Below are 16,163 nucleotides of genomic sequence, written 5' to 3'. Positions count from 1 at the left end.
GTCTCGGCGTGACCTGGTCGGAGGAGTACGGCGACGCCGATCAGGCGCACGAGCTCGCGTGGCTGCTCGAGTACTCCCCGTACCACGTCGCGCTCGCCGCCCCGGAGCCCGCGGCCTACCCCGCGACGCTGTTCACGGTCTTCGAGGGGGACACACGGGTCGACCCGCTGCACGCCCGCAAGCTCGCAGCAGCGCTGCAGGCCTCCACGAGCGCCGAGGCGAACGCCGCGCCGATCCTCGTGCGCCGTGAGACCGGCGTCGGGCACGGTGGCCGTGCGTTGTCACGGACCATCGCGGTCACGGTCGAGCAGCTGCAGTTCGTGGCGGACCGCACCGGCCTTGCCGGCAGCGCTCGATAGCGTGGGCGCCGTGACCACCCTCGTCCAGCTGTCGTCTGACCTGCTCGCCGCAGATCCGTCGCCGTCGCCGTCATCCTCCGGGCTCACGCAGGAGGACCTCGTCCAGCACGCGAACGCCTTCGCGCGGTGGTTCCTCGGCACGGGCGTGCGCCTCGCGGTGATCCTGCTCGTCGGCGCGCTCGCGCTCCTCGCTCTGCGCGTGGTCATCCGGTCCGTGACGCAGCACATCGTCGAGGGGGCGGACGACACCGGTTCGTCGCTGCTGCGCCGCGTCGGACCGCTCGCGTCGGCGCGGCGGGCGCAGCGCGCGCGCACCGTGGGCTCGGTGCTCCGCTCGACCGCGACGATCGTCGTCGGGACCCTTGTGTTCCTCCTGGTGCTCGACACGCTCGGCATGAACATCGCCCCGTTCATCGCCTCCGCGGGCATCGTCGGGGTCGCGGTCGGCTTCGGCGCGCAGAGCCTCGTCAAGGACTTCCTGTCCGGAGTGTTCATGCTGCTCGAGGACCAGTACGGGGTCGGCGACGTCGTCGACGTCGGCCCCGGTGCGGGCACCGTGGGCACCGTCGAGGCCGTGGGGCTGCGGGTGACCAAGATCCGCGACTCCGCGGGGACGCTCTGGTACGTCCCCAACGGCACCATGACCCGCGTGGGGAACAAGACCCAGGGCTGGGCGAAGGCCGTCGTCGAGGTGAGCGTCGACTACTTCGCCGACCTCGACGAGGTGCGCGGCCTGCTCACGGAGGCGGCCGCTCGCGTGGCGGCCGACCCGGTCATCGGCACCTACCTTCAGGGTGCGCCGACGGTGACCGGGATCGAGGACGTGACGTTCGACGCCGTCACTCTCCGGCTCAGCGTCACCACCGCGCCCGCGATGCAGTGGGACGTCGCGCGCGAGCTGCGGGTCGCGGTCCGCGAGGTCCTGACGCGCGCCGGCATCCCGCTCGGAGGGCAGCGCGACCTCCTTGCGGCCGAACGCGAGCGGGTCGCGAGCCCGACCGGCGTGACCGTGCGCGCTCTGCCGCCGGACGTCCCGGCTGCGGAGACCGACGAGGACTGAGACCTACCTCAGCGCAACGTCTCCAGCTCGGCGGCGAGGTTGTCCGCCTCGGGGCCGACGATCACCTGGACGATTCGGCCCGAGCGCACGACGCCGAACGCGCCGGTCGCCTTGAGTGCTGCCTCGTCCACGAGCTGCGGGTCGGTCACCTCGACGCGCAGGCGTGTGATGCACGGTTCGAGGTCCACGATGTTCGCGTCCCCACCCAGCGCTGCGAGGATCTGCTCTGCCTTGCTCATCGAACTCCCCAGCTCGTCTACCTGGCGCACGGTCTGCCCAGCGTAGTCCGCGCACCCGCAACCAGCGCGTGCCGGCGGGCCAGCGACACGGCAGATCAGGCGTCGCGGCCCGGAGTCCTCGCACCCGTGCGGGCGGGACCGGCCGGCGGTGCGAGACTGGGGCGGTGACGCGGACCGACTCCTTCTACACCGTGATCGGCGGTCACGACACGTTCGTGCGGCTGGTCGACGAGTTCTACCGCGGCGTGGCTGCGGACCCGGCGCTGCGGGCGATGTACCCCGAGGAGGACCTGGGCCCGGCCGCCGAGCGCCTCACACTGTTCCTCGAGCAGTACTGGGGTGGCCCTACGACCTACTCCGACCAGCGGGGACATCCCCGTCTGCGCGCGCGCCATGCCCCGTACAAGGTGAACCCCGACGCGCGGGACCGCTGGCTCGGCCACATGCGGGTCGCTGTCGACTCGCTCGGGCTCGCGCCGCTGCACCAGGCCGAGCTCTGGGACTACCTCGAGCGGGCCGCGCACTCCATGATCAACACCTTCGACGACTGACGCGCGGAGCGACTCGGTCCACCGCCGCCCTCGTGAGACGCTGGCCGCATGACCCCCCGTGCCCTCCCGACCTCGCCGGACGTCACCCGATGACTCTCGTGCCTGCAGCCCCCGACCCGACGAGCACGCTCCTCGCGGCCCTCGACCTGGTCCCGTACCCCGGCGAGCCGGACACGTTCAGCGGGATCAGCCTGCCGCGGCCCGGCGGACGCGTGTTCGGCGGGCAGGTCCTCGCCCAGGCGCTCATCGCGGCGGGCCGGACGCTGCTCGACGCCGACCGGCTCCCCCACTCGCTGCACGGGTACTTCCTGCGGGCGGGCGACGCGAGCGAGCCGATCGACTTCGCCGTCGAACGGCTGCGCGACGGCCGCTCGTTCAGCGCCCGCCACACGCACGCGTTCCAGGGGGGCGTGCCGATCCTGTCGATGGTCGCGTCGTTCCAGGCGCAGCAGGACGGCCTCGACTACGCGGACCCGATGCCGTCGGCACCCGATCCCGACGACGTCGGCTCGACCGACGAGGTGCTGGCCGGGATCGACCACCCCGTGGCGAAGTTCTGGACGACGGAGAGCGCCTTCGACGTCCGGCACGTGAACGGGTCGATCTACCTCGGGCCCCCCGCGGACACCTCCGGCCGCCAGCTCGTCTGGGTCCGCTCCCGCAACCCGATCCCGGACGACCAGCTGCTGCACCGCGCCCTGCTCGCCTACGCGTGCGACCAGGTGATGCTCGAGCCGATCCTGCGGCGCAGCGGCAACAGCTGGATGACCCCGGGACTGTCGATCGCGAGCCTCGACCACGCGATGTGGTGGCACCGGGACGTCCGGGTCGACGAGTGGCTGCTGTTCGCCCAGTCGAGCCCGAGCGCGCAGGGCGGCCGGGGCCTCGGCGCGACCCAGGTCTTCTCGCGCGACGGCACGCTCGTCGCGTCGATCGCCCAGGAGGGCATGGTGCGCGTCCCGTCAAGCTGACCGACGTCCGCCCCGCCCCCGATGTGCGGGCTGACCCGAGCCGGGTGAGACTGCGCCATGGCCGACGACGTTGACCCCTTCCCTGACCTGCTCCCCGAACCGGTCGCCGCCACGCTCGCCGGGCTCGTCCCAGGATCGCCGGGCAGCGCGCCTCGGCCCGAACGGGCACCGCTCGTCGCCGTCACCGGCGTGACCGGCTATGTCGGGGGCCGACTGGTGCCCGAGCTCCTTGCCGCGGGCTACCGCGTGCGCGCCGTGGCCCGGCACCCCGACCGGCTGCGCGGGCGCTCGTGGTTCGCTGACGTCGAGACCGCCGTGGCCGACGCGGGCGAGGCGGCGCAGATCCGGGCAGCCCTCGACGGGGTGGACATCGCCTACTACCTCATCCACTCGCTCGGCACAGGGCACACCTTCGAGGCGCGCGACCGGCACACCGCGCTCGTGTTCGCCCAGGCGGCCCGCGAGGCCGGCGTGCGCCGGATCGTCTACCTCGGCGGACTCCACCCCCACGGAGAGGAGCTCTCCCCGCACCTCGCGTCGCGCACCGAGGTCGGCGAGATCCTGCTCGCGTCCGGCGTCCCGACGACGGTCCTGCGGGCTGCGGTCATCCTCGGATCGGGGTCGGCGTCGTTCGAGATGATGCGCTACCTCACCGAGCGGCTGCCCGCCATGACCGTCCCGCGGTGGGTCGAGAACCGGATCCAGCCGATCTCCATCCGCGACGTCCTGCGCTACCTCGTCGGATCGGCGGCGATGCCGCCCGACGTGAGCCGCGGCTTCGACATCGGCGGGCCCGACGTGCTGACGTACCGGGAGATGATGCAGCGCTACGCGGCGATCGCGGGGCTCCCCCGTCGGCTGATCGTCGGGGTCGGCGTGCTCACCCCGCGGCTGTCGAGCCTGTGGGTCACCCTCGTCACGCCCGTGCCTGCTGGCCTCGCCCGACCGCTCGTCGAGTCGCTCGTCCACGAGGTGATCTGCAAGGAGCATGACATCGCGCGGTTCGTCCCGGACCCGCCGGGAGGGCTCATCGGCTTCGACCGTGCGGTGCGGCTCGCGCTGCGGCGCGTCCAGGACGCCGACGTGACGACGCGCTGGTCGTCGGCGTCGGTGGTGGGCGCTCCGAGCGACCCCCTGCCCAGCGACCCGGGCTGGGCGGGCGGATCGCTGTACGTCGACGAGCGGCGGGTCACGGTCGAGGCCTCCCCCGCGGCGTTGTGGCGGGTCATCGAGGCCGTCGGTGGCGAACGTGGCTGGTACTCGTGGGCGCTCGCGTGGCAGGTGCGCGGGCTGCTCGACCGCGTCGTCGGCGGCCCGGGGCTGCGGCGCGGCCGGCGCGTCCAGGGTCAGCTGCTCGTCGACGACGCCGTCGACTTCTGGCGGGTCGAGGAGGTCGCGCCGGGCCGGTTGCTGCGCCTGCGCGCCGAGATGCGGCTTCCGGGGCTCGCGTGGCTCGAGCTGCGCGTCGAGCCCGGGCCGGACGACCAGCACACGGTCTTCGCCCAGCGCGCGCTGTTCCACCCGCACGGCCTCGCGGGCCAGCTGTACTGGTGGGCGGTCTACCCGTTCCACGGCGTCGTGTTCGGGGGGATGCAGCGCGGTATCGCACGGGCCGCCGCCACGGTCGAGAGGGCCCGCACCGATCGCTGAGCGGCTCGGCTCGCTCAGCGCCTCAGCGCCGGCGGCGAAGCTCGACCGGAGCCTCCACGTACGGCTCCCATGCCGCCCGGACCTCTCGCCCGATGCGGGTCGGCGCGCCCGACGCGTCGACGAGCACGAGCGTCGTGATGGCGCGCGCGTACACGGTGCCTCCCTCGGCCGAAGGGGCTTCCCTGACCTCGTAGCAGACGTCGAGGCTCGCGGACCCCAGGCGCCCGATCCACAGCTCGACGACCACGGGCGCGCGGCGGTACCCGAGCGGTCGGAGGTACTCGATCTCCTGGCGCGCGACCAGCGTCGACAGCGCGGCCCCCGGACCGGCATCGAGCACCGCGGTCGGCCACGCCCCGTCGACCGGCGTGCCATCGGGCGCAGCCGGGTGGCTCCAGAACGCCTCGATCCGGGCTTCCTCGAGAAGCCGCAGCATCTCGACGTTGTTGACGTGCGCGTACGCGTCCATGTCGGACCACCGCAGCTGCACGTGGACTTCGAGCCTTGCCATGGAGCGTCTCCTTCGGTCGACCTCGGCGCGACGCTACCGTGTCGGCGCAGCGAGCCTGCGAGCGGGTTCAGGCGGCGGCGCGCCGAGCGGCGTCACGGCACTGTGCCAGCGCCAGCAGCTCGGCGGACACGGGATCCACGACGCGCGCACCGACGACGACCTCGACCGCGAGCCGCAGGTGGCGACGCGCGCGGCTCGCGGCACGACGCGCACCCACCGCACCCAGCAGCCGACCGGCCAGCGCGACGAGCACGCCTGTGAGGACGCCACCGATCGCCAGCACCGTCGGGGCCGGGAGCCCCCACCAGGTCGGCGTGGTCGGCTCGGGGAGGCGAGCGTAGGTCGCGCCCGCGAGCAGTCCGAGCCAGACGAGGCCCACGACCACGACTCCGAGCAGCGCCCACTGCAGCCAGCCGAGCGCGCGCCACCACGCGGGCGGTCGCGCTGCGACGAGCCGGGTGCCCGCCACCGCCTGGTCGAGCGCGTCGCCCAGGCCGACGGCGGTCGCGCGGGCCCGCGCGCTCAGCACCCACGTGTCCGGGGCGCCGGACATGGCGGTGTCGCAGTAGGCCCGGACCGCGCTCGACGCGCGCGAGCGCGCGACGGGGCCGAACGGCGGCAACGAGGTCCGGGACAGGTCGGGCCGGTCGGGGGTGCCGCGCCCGACGCCGAGCCCGAGGCGACGCAGCGGGTCCGCGCGCATCGAGGCGAGCCACCGCGTCGGCGGCCACCCGGTCGCGACGTGCGCGCGACGCGCGGCCGACCGGCGCACGGCCTCGACCACAACGGGGATCCCCGCGGCCAGCTGGAGCTCGTCGACGAGCCGCGCACGCGCGTCCCGCTCGACGACCGGCGCCGGGGCGGCCCCGCAGGCCGCCAGCACGGACCAGGCGGCTTGACGCACGTCAGCACGGACCCGATCGGTCGCTGCGGCTCGTCGCCGCGCCGCCTCGACGAGCCGCTCTCGCAGCTCCGCGACGCCCTCATCGGTGCGGGCGCTCGTGGCGAGCACCGGGACGGCCCCCAGTCCGTCCTGCGCGGCCAGGCGGGCGAGGTCCGCCAGGCACCGGTCACGCTCGTCGGCCGTCAGCCGGTCGGCATGGTTGAGCACGAGCACGATGACGTCCGCATGCGCGGCGAGTGGTCGCAGGTACCGCACGTGGAGCGCGGCATCGGCGTACTTCTGCGGGTCGACGACCCACACCAGCAGGTCGACCCGCTCGTACAGGCGCTCGGCACGGACCCGGTGCGCGGTCTCGACGGAGTCGTGGTCCGGGAGGTCGAGCAGCACCAGTCCCGTGGCGACCGCGTCGTCGCCGGGCGGCTGCTCGGCCCCGGCGGCCGGCCGTTCCATCACGTGCCGCTGGTCGACCTCGAGCCAGTCGAGCAGCGCGTGCGCTCCGCCGCTGCGCGAGCCGGTCGCCAGCCGCCGGAACGGCTCCACTCCGAGGGCTGCTCCAGCGGGACTGTCCGTGGTCGTCGGGGCGGGCCACACGGCGGCCATCGGCTGGCCGGTCGTCGGCCGACGCACTCCCGGCACGGCGAGGTCGGCGCCCGCGAGCGCATTGAAGAGCGACGACTTGCCCGAGCCTGTCGACCCGGCCAGTGCCACGACCGTGTACTCGCCGGACAGTGCCATGCGCGCTCGCGCGCGCGCCACGATGGCGGTCGCGGGCTCGAGGACCGCGTCGGGCAGGCGTCCGCGTGCGGCCACGACGGCGTCGTCGAGCGCCTCGATGCGCGCGGCAAGATCAGGCCCGCTGCCCGTCGACCGGCGGCGGGCAGTCACGTGGCCGACTCGTCGCCACGCACGACCTTGCGCCACCAGGCGCGCAGCCGGTTCGTGCTGGGGCTCTCCGCCTCGGCGGCGCCAGACGCAGCCGCCCGGAGCGTCGCGTCGTCGACCAGAGCGGGACCGAGGCCGGCGCCGCGCAGATGCCCGTGACCGGTGCCGCTCGATCCGGCATCGTCGACCGACGGGGTTGCGCCGGCCGCCACCCGCTCGAGCTCCACGGCATCCTGGGATGCGGCCACGTCGCGGACCGCAGCGCGCACGGCGTCGCCGCTGGCCTCGGCCGTCCCGAGCGCGTCGAGCTGGGCGGTGTACCGCACGGACTGCCCCGCGAGCACAGCCCTGACCCGCACCGCGAGGCGCTCGTGCGCGCGCCTCGTGAGCTGACGCACCGCCTCGTCCCCGAAGACCGCCTCGAGAAGCCGTTGGGCGAGCAGGGCGGTCCCTCCCGCGATCCCGACCTCGGCGCCCGTGAGGCCGCCGGTCGAGGCGAAGACGGCCACCATCAGCGTGGCCCCGAGACCGTTGACGCCGTAGGAGACCGCACGTGCCGTGGAGCGCTTGCCTGCGCCCTCCTGCTCGACGAGCGCGAGCACGTCGGACTGCCAGGCACGGATCTGGTCGGCCACCTGACTGCGCAGCTCGCTCGACGAGCGCGAGAGGTCCAGGCCCTGGAGCAGCCCCGCACCCGAGGGGTCGTTCCGCCAGACGGCGTGTGCGCGCTCGGCGGCCTCCTCGGCTGCGTCCAGGACGACCGCCTCGAGGCCGTGCCCGATGGCGGTCGCGAGCGCTGGCTCAGGAGCACGCCGACCACGCACGGCCGCGACGAGCCGGTCACGGGCCCGTGACACCTTCTGCTCGACCGCCCGGAGGAACTCGCCGGTGCCCACGACGTCCTGCCAACGCGCCAGCACCTCTCCCCGCAGCAGCGTGCCGTCGGACGTCGCCCGCAGGACCTGCTCGGCGGCGTCGGCGTACGCCGAGGCCACGGCGGCCCGCAGGCGGGCATCGGCGTGCCGCTGGTCGTCGGCGGCCGCCGCGACGGCACCGGCCCGCACGAGCACGTCGCGCGTGACGCCGTCGCGCGTGCCGGCGATGACCGTGGCGCGCGCTGCCGGGTCGCCGCCGAGCGCTGTGAGCCAGTCGGCGACCGCGCCGACCGACCGCTCCGGGAGCAGGCCCTCGACCGGGACGCTCTCCGGCACGAGCAGGATCGTCGCGTCGTGCAACCCGTGCGCATCCAGCATCTGACGCAGGTGCGTGGCGACCGGGGTCACGGCGCCCGCGTCGACCCGGTCGAGGACGAGCGCAAGGTGGACGCGGCGACGCTCGGCCGCCTCGAGCAGCTCCCACGGGACCGCGTCGGCGTACCGAGCCGCCGTGGTGACGAAGAGCCACAGGTCGGCAGCGCCGAGGAGCTGCGTCGCCAGCGCCCGGTTCTCCGCGACGACCGAGTCGATGTCCGGCGCGTCGAGGAGGGCGAGCCCGAGCGGCAGCGCATCCGACGCGACGAGCCGCAGCCCGACTCGGGCGCCCGGCTCATGGTCGACCGCAGCGGCACGGTCGCCCCCGGTCAGGCGCGGGAGCCCGGGAAGGATGCGGTCGGTGCTGAACCACCGCTCGTCGAGCGGGTGGTGGACGAGCACCGGCCAACGCGTCGTCGGGCGCAGGACACCTGCCGGGCTCACCTGGGCACCGAGCAGCGAGTTGACGAGCGTGGACTTCCCCGCTCCCGTCGACCCCCCGACCACGACGAGCAGCGGCGCCGCGTCCGACCGCAGGCGCGGCAAGAGGTAGTCGTCGATCTGGTCGAGCAGCTGGGCACGGTCCACGCGGGCCTGGACCGCTGACGGCAGGTCGAGGGCCAGGCGGACGTCGGCGACACGCGAGCGCAGCACCCCGAGGGCGTCGAGGGTCTCGCCGTGCCGCCGCTCGTCCACCGTCGCCCCGCTCAGTCGCGGGTCAGCTTGCGGTACGTCACCCGATGCGGACGGGCGGCATCCGGGCCCAGCCGCGCGACCTTGTTCTCCTCATAGGACGCGAAGTTGCCCTCGAACCAGTACCAGCTGCCCGGGTCCTCCGCGGTGCCCTCGTACGCGAGGATGTGCGTGACGACCCGGTCCAGGAACCACCGGTCGTGCGAGACGACCACCGCACAGCCCGGGAACTCGAGCAGGGCGTTCTCGAGCGACCCGAGCGTCTCGACGTCGAGGTCGTTGGTGGGCTCGTCGAGGAGCAGCAGGTTGCCGCCCTCCTTGAGCGTCAGCGCCAGGTTGAGCCGGTTGCGCTCGCCACCCGAGAGGATCCCGGCAGCCTTCTGCTGGTCGGGGCCCTTGAACCCGAACGCCGCGACGTACGCCCGCGAGGGCATCTCGACGTTGCCGACCTTGATGTAGTCGAGGCCGTCGGAGACGACCTCCCACAGCGACTTCTTCGGGTCGATGCCGCCGCGAGACTGGTCGACGTACGAGATCTTGACCGTCTCACCGATCTTGAGCTCGCCACCGTCGAGCGGCTCGAGACCGACGATCGTCTTGAACAGGGTCGTCTTGCCGACGCCGTTCGGCCCGATCACCCCGACGATGCCGTTGCGCGGCAGCGTGAAGCTGAGCCCGTCGATGAGCACGCGGTCGTCGAAGCCCTTGCGCAGGTTGTTCGCCTCGAGGACGAGCCCCCCGAGCCGCGGACCCGGCGGGATCTGGATGTCCTCGAAGTCGAGCTTGCGCGTGCGGTCGGCCTCGGCCGCCATCTCCTCGTAGCGCGCGAGTCGCGACTTGGACTTCGTCTGGCGTCCCTTGGCGTTCGACCGCACCCACGCGAGCTCTTCCGCGAGCCGCTTGGCGAGCTTCTGGTCCTTCTTGCCCTGGACCTCGAGGCGGGCCTGCTTCTTCTCGAGGTACGTCGAGTAGTTGCCCTCGTACGGGTAGAGGCGGCCGCGGTCGACCTCACAGATCCACTCCGCGACGTGGTCGAGGAAGTACCGGTCGTGGGTGACCGCCAGGATCGCGCCGTGGTAGGCCGCCAGGTGCTGCTCGAGCCACAGCACGCTCTCGGCGTCGAGGTGGTTGGTGGGCTCGTCGAGGAGCAGCAGGTCGGGCTTCTCCAGGAGCAGCTTGCACAGGGCGACGCGACGCCGCTCACCACCGGACAGCACCGAGACGTCGGCGTCGGGCGGGGGGCACCGCAGCGCGTCCATAGCCTGTTCGAGCTGCGCGTCGAGGTCCCAGGCCTCGGCTGCGTCGATGGCCTCCTGCAGGACGCCCATCTCCTCGAGCAGCGTGTCGAAGTCGGCGTCGGGCTCGGCCATCAGCGCGGAGATCTCGTTGAAGCGGTCGATCTTGCCCTTGATCTCGGCGACGCCCTCCTCGACGTTGCCGAGGACCGTCTTGTCCTCGTTGAGCGCCGGCTCCTGCATGAGGATGCCCACCGTGTACCCCGGGCTCAGGCGCGCCTCACCGTTCGACGGCTGCTCGAGCCCGGCCATGATCTTCAGGATCGTCGACTTCCCGGCACCGTTCGGGCCGACGACGCCGATCTTCGCGCCGGGCAGGAAGTTCAGGGTGACGTCATCGAGGATGACCTTGTCGCCGTGCGCCTTGCGCGTCTTGTACATGGTGTAGATGAACTCAGCCACTGGCTCTTCGTCCGCCTCGGTGCTCGGGGGTTGGTCGGGGTGGGGCCGGCCCGGTCGACCCGGCTGCGCGCGCACGCGGCGCAGCGCGAGCCGGGCGACCCGGCACGGTGTAGTCCTGGCCCCCACCCTAGGCGATCACCTCGCGCCGGCGAGCGAGAGGGCTCCCTCGGCCAGCCCGTCGAGCGGGTCGAGGTCGACCGACGCGTCGTCGAGGGCGTCGTCGTCGAGCTCGAGGTCCTCGAGCTCGTCCGGGGCCGGGTCACCCGGCGCCGGCTCGCCGTCGGCCATCGCGATCTCGCCCTCGGCGTCCTCCGGTCCGCGGCCGCTCCCGTGCACGGTGCGGGAGTAGCGGGCCGAACCGTAGGTGAGGTCCGGACCGATCCCGATCGCGTCGAGCACGAGCGCCGTCCGAGTGCCGTCGGGGCCGCTCCACTCCTCGGTCGAGAGCCGCCCGTGGACGACCACCGGGTCGCCCTTGCGCAGCGACTCCGAGACGTTGCGGGCCGCGCTGCGCCAGCTCTTCACGGTGAACCACTCGGTGCGGCCGTCCGCCCACACGCCCTTCTCGCGGTCGAACCAGCGGCGCGTGCTCGCCATCCGGAACGTCGTGAACGGCGTCGCACCGTTGGTGCCCGGGTAGTGCCGCGGCTCGGTGCCCAGCCACCCGACCAGCGTCAGGGTCAGCTCGTTGGTGCTCATGCGTCCTCCTCGTCGAACGCCGGCGAGTGCCGGCTCACGGAGGAAGCGTGGAACGGGGCGTCGTCGTCCTGCCGGGCACGCGCCGCGGTGGTGGAAGCGCCCAGCGGGGTTCGGGGCTGTGGGTGGTGCGACGCAGTCAGCGGGCAGTCACGGCGTCGGCGAGCTCACGCACGCGGCGGTGCTCGGCGAAGACCTCGACCGTCGGGTCGGCCAGCAGCCGGCGCGCGACACCCTCGAGCGCGGCGCGGCCCTCGCGCAACACCCGCTCCGAGCGTCGTCGGGCCGCGGCCCGGCGCGCCACGTGCGCCCCGACGGCGAGGAGAACCGCGCCCCCGAGCAGCGCGGCCGCGGCCAGCCAGGCCCACGGGTTGTCGTCGGCCGTCCCCGACCCACGACCGAGACGCAAGCCCAGCGCGACCGACCCCGCCGCGAGCGCGCACCCGGCGACCACGAGGGACGAGGCGAACAGGCCCGTCGCAAGCCGTGAACGGCGCGTGGCCACCGTGACGTGCGCCAGGACGTCGTCGACCTCGCGCCGCAGCTGGTCCGCCGAGGCGACCCGCGCAGCGACCGCCTCCTGCCACCGCACCGGCACCGCGCGCGTCACCGAGGCGAGCCATCCCGCCCGCGCGAGGGCGACGGTGTCTGTTTGCACCAGGCCGAAGGCGGGGACGGCCCGCGCTCCGCCGCGGACGACCGCGCCGACAGCGTCGGCGATCGCGCGCAGGCCAGCAGCCTCCGTCAGCACGTCGACCACGTGGGTCACGTCGAGCCGAGCCGAACCGGGCTCGCGTCCGGCCACCTGGCTCCCGAGCAGCGTGGCCGCGTCGTTGAGCTCGGCCCCTGCCCGCTCGGCCGCCACGCTGCGCCGAGCGACGACCGCGGCGAGCTGGTCGCGGAGCTCGGGCACCCCCTCGCCGGTTCGCGCCGACGCGGTCCGGATCGCGACACCCTCGAGACCGTCCTCGACCAGCAGCCGCGCCAGGTCGACGACGAGCTCGTTGCGGACGTCCGGACCGAGCGTGTCGACCTGGTTGAGCACGACGACCATCGACGCCTCGTGCCCGACGAGATGACGCAGGTACCCCGAGTGCAGGGCGTCGTCCGCGTACTTCTGCGGGTCGACGACCCAGACGAGCAGGTCAGCCATCGGTACGAGCCTGTCGACCACGACGCGGTGCGCCGGGGCGATCGAGTCGTGGTCAGGCAGGTCGAGCAGGACGAGCCCGCGCAGCGGCGCCTCGGTCTCGCCGTCGAGCAGGCTCTCACGTTCGATCCGCCGGTCGACGTCCACCCCGAGCCAGTCGAGCAGCGCCTCACCGCCCTCGCCCCACACGCACGCGGACACCTCGGACGTGGTCGGGCGCTTGACCCCGACGTCGGCGAACTCAAGCCCGCAGACCGCGTTGAAGAGGCTGGACTTCCCCGACCCCGTACCGCCGAGCAACGCGACGATGGTGTGGTCGACGCCGAGCTCGAGACGTTCCCGGACCTGCGCGACCGACACCGCGATGCGCGCGGCGACGGCCGGGTCCAGGCGCTCGCCACCGACGTCGAGGGCCTCGTCGACCTGTTCGACGCGCCGGGTCAGCTCGCGCGTCGCCGCGCCGGCCAGGTGACCGTGCACGGCGCCGAAACCCTCCCGCTCGACGGCCCTCGTCATCTCCGTCACGTCAACCCCTTCAGCACCGCGAGCCGCAGCCGCAGCAGCGACGAGGCGTCCGACGCCAGGTCGGGGTCGTCGAGCAGCTCCCCGACGGCGGCGCGTTCGCGCGCGACCTCCGCGGCGCCCCGGTCCGCAAGGTCGGCGCGCAGCTCGTCGCTCGCCCACGTCCCCGCAGTGCCGAGAAGATCGGCCAGGAGCGCTCGCGCCGGCTCCAGCCCCGCAGCGGCCGCGAGCGCGACGGCCGCGAGTCCCGGCAGCCCGAGCGCACGTTCCGCGCGTTCAGCGCGCTTGGCGGCACGCTTGGCGGCGCGCACGGCGTGGCGACCACGGTTGCGGACCGCCTCGTGGCTCGGCTCGAGCGCCGCCCGGCGCAGCGCCTCGGTTGCTACGGCAGCCGCGGAGCCCACCCATGCCCGCGCCGAGGACTCTGCCGACGCGGAGCGCGCCGTGGCGTCCTCCGGCTCGGACCAGGCCGCATCGAGCGAGGGACCGCCGTCGGGCGCGCCGGCGCCGCGCAGGTGGGTGCGCAGCACGAGCTCGGCGCGCGCACCAGCCGCTGTGAGGTTCGCGGCGGCGGATCGCGTGAGGGCGTCGACGAGCGGGGCCAGCGCCTCTGCTCGAGCGCGCCCGGCCCGACGGGACCGGTCGACGCGGCCCGACGAGCGCACGACGGTCGCGAGCGGTCCGCCGGCGGCAGCCAGCTCGGCCCACCGCGCCCTCGCTGCACCGTCGGCCACGACACCACCGTGCACCGCCGCCCGCGCAGCCTGCTCGGGACCCTGCGCAGCGACGTCCAGCTCGGCGGCCAGCACGACCGCGGCATCCGCCTGCGCCTGCACCGCCTCGGCGAGCTCGTCGACCCAGGGGCGCAGCGCGGCGAGCGACCCCCGCAGGGTCCGACCGATGACCGTCCGCGCGCGGTCGAGCCCGGCGAGCATCTGCAGCCACCGTGTGATGGGCGCGAGGATCGCGGGATCGAGGAGACCCTCGTGCGGGCCGACGTCGGGCACCACGAAGAGCGGTGCACCCTGCATGCCGTGCCCACGCAGGCGCTCGAGCAGATCGCCGCGCACCGTCGGGAGCGACGCCGGGGCGACGCGGTTGAGGACCATCGCGATCGACGCACCCCGCCCCACGGCGCCCTGCAAGACCTGCCACGGCAGGGCGTCGCCGTACCGCGCCGCGGTGGTGACGAAGAGCCAGAGGTCAGCGGCCTCGAGAAGCCGGTGCGCCGTGGCCCGGTTGGAGTCGAGCACCGAGTCGAGGTCGGGTGCGTCGAGCAGGGCGATCCCGCGCGGCACCCGCGTGTGCTCGACCACCTCGACGGCCTCGAGGACGGGGTGCTTGTCCAGCAGGTCGGCGTCGTCGGGGTGGTGGACGAGCACCGGGCGGCGCGTCGTCGGTCGGAGCACACCGGCCGCCGTCACCTCGGTCCCGAGCAGCGAGTTCACGATCGTCGACTTGCCGGCTCCCGTCGACCCGGCGACGACGACGATCGCGGGCGCCGACAGTTCCTCGAGCCGAGGGACGAGATGGTCGGCGAGCTGGTCGACGAGCCGCGCGCGTGACGCCCGCGCGGCTTCGACGGAGGCGATCTCGAGCGGGAAGCCCGTGCGCTCCACGTCGCGACGAAGGTCGCGGACGGCGTCGAGCAAGGACATGGCGGCGAGGGGACGCGCAAGCACCCCGTCGGCGACTGAGGTCCCTGCCTGCTCGCTCACGGTACCTATAGTCGCCTGACGAGGTGACCAGGACAAACGAACGCGCCGCCCGGCCCTGCGCGGCCTGGCGGGGCGCGGTCGGTCAACGACCCGGCGCGACGTTCCGCGTACGCTCATCCATGGCAGTTCCAGCCCCCATAGCTCAATGGATAGAGCAACGGCCTTCTAATCCGTAGGTTGCAGGTTCGAGTCCTGCTGGGGGCGCCCGGAGTCCAGGCCGTGCAGCCGGTCGGCGACGACGACAAAGCCCAGGACAGCGACCGCGAGCGCGACCGCAGCCAGCACGTCCGTCAAGAAGTGGTAGCCCAGGTAGAGCCGGCTGAGGCCCACGGCGAGCGTGCCGACGACGGCCACCGCGCCGCCGACCACGAGGTTCCGGCGGTCGGCGTGCCGGCTCCACGCCAGGTAGCCGATGACGAGCAGCAGCGTCGCCGTCCCCATCGTGTGCCCTGACGGGAACGAGGCGGTCGTCTCCGCCCCCGGGATGTCCATGGTCGCGAGCGGGGGCCTGGGGCGTCCGACCAGGTTCTTGATCGCGAGCGACAGCAGCGTCGAGGCGACCATCGCGGCCGCCACGATCCCCGGCCGCCACCACTCACGTCGCACGGCGACCCATACGGCGCACGCGACGAGCACCAGTGCCGGCAGGATGCGCGGACCGGACACGAGCGTGATCGCGGCGAACACCGCGCGCATGGTGGGTCCGCGGTGCCCGACGAGCCAGTCGAGGACCGGTTGGTCGAACGAGGACAGGTCGTCGCGCTCGCGCACGCCGTCCAGCAGGACGACGAACACTGCGAAGCCCAGCGCGACGAGAACCGCACCCGGCAGCACTGCTCGGACGGCGGTCCGGCTCCGCCACGCGTCCTGCCCCGACACTGCCGCCACGTCATCCCCCTCGTCCGAGCGTTCATCCCGACCGAGACCGTCGGCGTCAAGCGCCACAAAAAGGTCGTGACCGCACCACGACCGCGGTGGTTCCCTGGATCCACCGCGGTGACCTCCCGGGCCAGGCCAGGCCCATCCAGACCGTACGACGGAGACCACCACCATGCATCCCACCAGCAGCTTCGACCTCGTCGTGCGCGACCACGAACGTCGGCTCGCCGAGGCATCGGCCGCCCGCGAGGGCTCGCGCACCCCGAACCGGTCCGACGCGTTCCGCGCCGCGCGTTCACGCGCAGTGCCCGCTGACGGCCGCCCGCCCGACACCGCCCTCCTGGTCGCCACGCTGCTCCGGTCGACGCTCGGCGGCACCGCGCGGTGATGCCCAGCGACCTGGGCACGACGGTGCGGGGTGCGGGTCGTCC

General features: G+C 73.8%; 14 protein-coding genes and 1 tRNA gene. 6 read left to right on the top strand and 9 right to left on the bottom strand.

Going from position 1 to position 16,163, the window contains the following annotated elements:
- Positions 1–359: prolyl oligopeptidase family serine peptidase (locus VFW79_RS15295; RefSeq protein ID WP_329678148.1), on the top strand; the 359-nt coding region annotated here is incomplete at its 5' end.
- A gap of 10 nt (positions 360–369) precedes the next feature.
- On the top strand, positions 370–1,419 hold the full coding sequence (locus VFW79_RS15290; protein ID WP_329678147.1) for a mechanosensitive ion channel family protein: 1,050 nt from the start codon (positions 370–372) through the stop codon (positions 1,417–1,419).
- Positions 1,420–1,427: 8 nt separating this feature from the next.
- On the opposite strand, the gene VFW79_RS15285 is transcribed toward VFW79_RS15290, so the two are convergent.
- Positions 1,428–1,658, bottom strand: coding sequence for a PTS glucose/sucrose transporter subunit IIB (locus tag VFW79_RS15285; RefSeq protein ID WP_329678146.1), 231 nt, complete (start codon positions 1,656–1,658; stop codon positions 1,428–1,430).
- A 164-nt stretch (positions 1,659–1,822) separates the two neighbouring features.
- Between VFW79_RS15285 and VFW79_RS15280 the strand changes: the two genes are divergently transcribed.
- The 3 genes from VFW79_RS15280 (at position 1,823) to VFW79_RS15270 (ending at position 4,830) form a co-directional block, all read left to right on the top strand.
- Positions 1,823–2,209, top strand: a complete 387-nt coding sequence (locus VFW79_RS15280; protein WP_329678145.1) for a globin — start codon at positions 1,823–1,825, stop codon at positions 2,207–2,209.
- A gap of 89 nt (positions 2,210–2,298) precedes the next feature.
- Positions 2,299–3,180: an acyl-CoA thioesterase II gene (locus tag VFW79_RS15275; RefSeq protein ID WP_329678144.1), complete on the top strand. Its 882-nt coding sequence runs from the start codon at positions 2,299–2,301 to the stop codon at positions 3,178–3,180.
- Between the two features lie 57 nt (positions 3,181–3,237).
- A complete protein-coding gene (locus VFW79_RS15270) occupies positions 3,238–4,830 on the top strand; it encodes an SDR family oxidoreductase (protein ID WP_329678143.1) in 1,593 nt (530 codons plus the stop codon).
- 22 nt (positions 4,831–4,852) lie between these two features.
- Here the strand turns inward: VFW79_RS15270 and VFW79_RS15265 are convergent, their stop codons facing one another.
- The 7 genes from VFW79_RS15265 to VFW79_RS15235 all read right to left on the bottom strand — a co-directional run bounded on the left by VFW79_RS15265 (position 4,853) and on the right by VFW79_RS15235 (position 14,853).
- Positions 4,853–5,341, bottom strand: a complete 489-nt coding sequence (locus VFW79_RS15265; RefSeq protein ID WP_329678142.1) for an acyl-CoA thioesterase — start codon at positions 5,339–5,341, stop codon at positions 4,853–4,855.
- A 67-nt stretch (positions 5,342–5,408) separates the two neighbouring features.
- Positions 5,409–7,130, bottom strand: coding sequence for a GTPase (locus VFW79_RS15260; RefSeq protein WP_329678141.1), 1,722 nt, complete (start codon positions 7,128–7,130; stop codon positions 5,409–5,411).
- Entirely contained in the window at positions 7,127–9,073 is a 1,947-nt protein-coding gene (locus VFW79_RS15255; RefSeq protein ID WP_329678140.1) for a dynamin family protein, read from the bottom strand. Before VFW79_RS15255 ends, VFW79_RS15260 begins: the two co-directional genes overlap by 4 nt.
- 11 nt (positions 9,074–9,084) lie before the next feature.
- A complete protein-coding gene (gene ettA, locus VFW79_RS15250) occupies positions 9,085–10,767 on the bottom strand; it encodes an energy-dependent translational throttle protein EttA (protein WP_329678139.1) in 1,683 nt (560 codons plus the stop codon).
- Between the two features lie 135 nt (positions 10,768–10,902).
- Complete coding sequence (locus VFW79_RS15245; RefSeq protein WP_329678138.1) at positions 10,903–11,466, bottom strand: single-stranded DNA-binding protein; 564 nt, start codon at positions 11,464–11,466, stop codon at positions 10,903–10,905.
- A 136-nt stretch (positions 11,467–11,602) separates the two neighbouring features.
- Positions 11,603–13,129, bottom strand: a complete 1,527-nt coding sequence (locus VFW79_RS15240; protein WP_329678150.1) for a GTPase — start codon at positions 13,127–13,129, stop codon at positions 11,603–11,605.
- Between the two features lie 5 nt (positions 13,130–13,134).
- Positions 13,135–14,853, bottom strand: coding sequence for a dynamin family protein (locus tag VFW79_RS15235; protein ID WP_329678137.1), 1,719 nt, complete (start codon positions 14,851–14,853; stop codon positions 13,135–13,137).
- 131 nt (positions 14,854–14,984) lie between these two features.
- Here VFW79_RS15235 and VFW79_RS15230 point away from each other — a divergent pair.
- Positions 14,985–15,057 (top strand) — tRNA-Arg (locus VFW79_RS15230).
- Here the strand turns inward: VFW79_RS15230 and VFW79_RS15225 are convergent.
- Entirely contained in the window at positions 15,019–15,549 is a 531-nt protein-coding gene (locus tag VFW79_RS15225) for a phosphatase PAP2 family protein (protein WP_329678149.1), read from the bottom strand. The two genes, VFW79_RS15230 and VFW79_RS15225, sit on opposite strands and share 39 nt — an antisense overlap.
- Between the last annotated feature and the right edge of the window lie 614 nt (positions 15,550–16,163).

This window comes from Cellulomonas sp., from assembly GCF_036279715.1.
Taxonomy (GTDB): domain Bacteria; phylum Actinomycetota; class Actinomycetes; order Actinomycetales; family Cellulomonadaceae; genus Cellulomonas_A.
This window is presented reverse-complemented; position numbering and strand designations above follow the sequence as displayed.

Excerpts from the sequence above, each read along its gene's own strand:
- VFW79_RS15275 (WP_329678144.1), top strand. The coding sequence starts at position 2,299 with ATGACTCTCGTGCCTGCAGCCCCCGACCCGACGAGCACGCTCCTCGCG.
- VFW79_RS15240 (WP_329678150.1), bottom strand. The coding sequence starts at position 13,129 with ATGACGAGGGCCGTCGAGCGGGAGGGTTTCGGCGCCGTGCACGGTCAC.
- VFW79_RS15270 (WP_329678143.1), top strand. The coding sequence starts at position 3,238 with ATGGCCGACGACGTTGACCCCTTCCCTGACCTGCTCCCCGAACCGGTC.
- VFW79_RS15265 (WP_329678142.1), bottom strand. The coding sequence starts at position 5,341 with ATGGCAAGGCTCGAAGTCCACGTGCAGCTGCGGTGGTCCGACATGGAC.
- VFW79_RS15245 (WP_329678138.1), bottom strand. The coding sequence starts at position 11,466 with ATGAGCACCAACGAGCTGACCCTGACGCTGGTCGGGTGGCTGGGCACC.
- VFW79_RS15285 (WP_329678146.1), bottom strand. The coding sequence starts at position 1,658 with ATGAGCAAGGCAGAGCAGATCCTCGCAGCGCTGGGTGGGGACGCGAAC.
- VFW79_RS15225 (WP_329678149.1), bottom strand. The coding sequence starts at position 15,549 with ATGCGCGCGGTGTTCGCCGCGATCACGCTCGTGTCCGGTCCGCGCATC.